Consider the following 1,818-nt stretch of genomic DNA (forward strand, 5'->3'; position numbering starts at 1 on the left):
TGCGCGACCAGAAGCGCCTGCCTCTGGAAAAGGCCATCAGCATGCTGTCGCGCGAGACGGCGGCCTCGGTCTGCCTGAACGACCGCGGCATCCTGAAGCCCGGCTACAAGGCGGACATCAACGTCATCGACCTGGATCGCCTGCACCTCTACGCGCCCCGGGTGAAGCGCGACCTGCCGGCGGCCGGACGGCGGCTGAGCCAGAAGGCCGACGGCTACGAGGCCACCATCGTCTCCGGCACCGTGACCTATCGCAACGGCCGCGCGACCGGCGCCCTGCCCGGCCGCCTGGTGCGCGGCGCCAAGAGCGCGCCCGCCGCTTGAAATGGATCAGCTTGAAAGCTCAACAAGGCAAAAGGGAAACGGACATGCCGTTGGACGAAAAGAGTGAACGCGGACTGGCGGTGATCGGTGACATGATGGGGCCAACCTTCAGCGACGCGCTGCGGACGGCCGCCACGTCGGGCAAGTTCGGCTCGGCCATTTCGCAGATGGCCCTGCACCATGCCTTCGCCGATGCCTGGGGACGCGAGGGACTGGAGCGGAAGCAGAAGAGCCTGGTGGTCATCGGCGTGTTGATCGCCCAGCGCCAAACAGCGGAACTGAAGAACCATGTGAAGATCGGGGTGGCCAACGGCCTGACAGTGGCGGAACTGGAAGGCGTGCTGATCCAGGCCCTGCCCTACGTCGGCTTCCCCGCCGTCGCCTCGGCCACCACCGCGGTCATCGAGGCCCTGCGCGAGGTGGGGCTGGACCCCAACGTCAAGACCTCGGAGGAGCGCGGGTTGCTCTGACCTGCCACAGGCCCGTACCAAAAAAATGGCGCCGCGCTGAACCATCAGCGCGGCGCTTCAGTTTTTACCTGTTCTCAGTCGAACAGGGCGGGATCAGCCAGGCGGTCGGCGATGAAACCGGCAGAAACGGGCAGCGTCGGCGCCGTTGATGACGCGGTGGTCGTAGCTCAGCGACAGGGGCAGGACCTGGCGCCAGACCACGCCGCCATCGGGTGCCGGGGTGGCCACCGGACGGACGCGGGTCACGCCCAGGATGGCCACCTCGGGCGCGTTGACGATGGGGGTGAAGCCGGTCCCCCCAATATGCCCCAGTGAGGTCAGGCTCATGCAGCCGCCCGACATCTCGGCCATGGGCAAGCCCTTGGTGCGGGCCTTTTCCGACAGGGCGGCGATCTCGGTGGCGATGGTGTCCAGGCTCTTGGTGTCGCAATCCCGCACCACCGGCACCAACAGGCCCCCGGGTGTGTCCACGGCTACGCCGATATGCACGTACTGTTTCAGGACCAGCGTCTTGTTGGCCAGGTCCAGCGAGGCGTTGAACTGGGGAAAGGCCTTCAGGCCGGCGGCCATGGCCTTCACCAGCAGGGGCACGATGGTGATCTTCGGGCCACCGGCGGCGTTGCGGTCTCGCCGGCGCTGCTCCAACTCGGTGATGTCCGCCTCATCCTGGTGGGTGACATGGGGGATGGCCACCCAGTTGCGGCCCAGGAAAGCCCCGACCAAGGCCTGGATCCGGGACAGTTTGCGGGTTTCCACAGGGCCGAAGGCGGCGAAGTCCGTTTCCGGCCAAGGGGCCAGCCCCTCCAGCAATGCGCTCATGATCGCGGGCCCCTATTCGATGACGGCCAGCAGGGTTCCGACCTCGTAAGTCTCCCCCACCTGGGCCTTGATCCGCAGGGTACCGGTGGCGGGGCTTTCCACCTCCTGCGTCGACTTCTCGCTTTCCATCGCGTAGAGCGGAAGGCCTTCCACGGCCTGTCCGCCGTCGGGCACCAGCCACTCAAGGGGCAGCCCTTCGTTCATGG

General features: G+C 66.8%; 4 protein-coding genes. 2 read left to right on the top strand and 2 right to left on the bottom strand.

Features of this window, described 5'->3' with window-relative positions; all coding sequences use genetic code 11:
* Nucleotides 1-323 (top strand): amidohydrolase family protein (locus I71_RS31725; RefSeq protein ID WP_042703715.1); only part of this gene is annotated, 323 nt, incomplete at its 5' end.
* 44 nt (nucleotides 324-367) lie between these two features.
* Nucleotides 368-793: a carboxymuconolactone decarboxylase family protein gene (locus I71_RS31730; protein WP_042703717.1), complete on the top strand. Its 426-nt coding sequence runs from the start codon at nucleotides 368-370 to the stop codon at nucleotides 791-793.
* A 93-nt stretch (nucleotides 794-886) separates the two neighbouring features.
* On the opposite strand, the gene I71_RS31735 is transcribed toward I71_RS31730, so the two are convergent.
* Entirely contained in the window at nucleotides 887-1,612 is a 726-nt protein-coding gene (locus I71_RS31735) for a 2-oxo acid dehydrogenase subunit E2 (RefSeq protein ID WP_049976438.1), read from the bottom strand.
* 12 nt (nucleotides 1,613-1,624) lie between these two features.
* Nucleotides 1,625-1,818 (bottom strand): biotin/lipoyl-containing protein (locus I71_RS31740; RefSeq protein WP_042703720.1); only part of this gene is annotated, 194 nt, incomplete at its 5' end.

Source organism: Azospirillum sp. B506, assembly GCF_000333595.1.
In the GTDB taxonomy this organism is placed as follows: Bacteria; Pseudomonadota; Alphaproteobacteria; order Azospirillales; family Azospirillaceae; genus Azospirillum.

Coding starts and splice junctions, on each gene's coding strand:
- I71_RS31730 (WP_042703717.1), top strand. CDS start 368: ATGCCGTTGGACGAAAAGAGTGAACGCGGACTGGCGGTGATCGGTGAC.
- I71_RS31735 (WP_049976438.1), bottom strand. CDS start 1,612: ATGAGCGCATTGCTGGAGGGGCTGGCCCCTTGGCCGGAAACGGACTTC.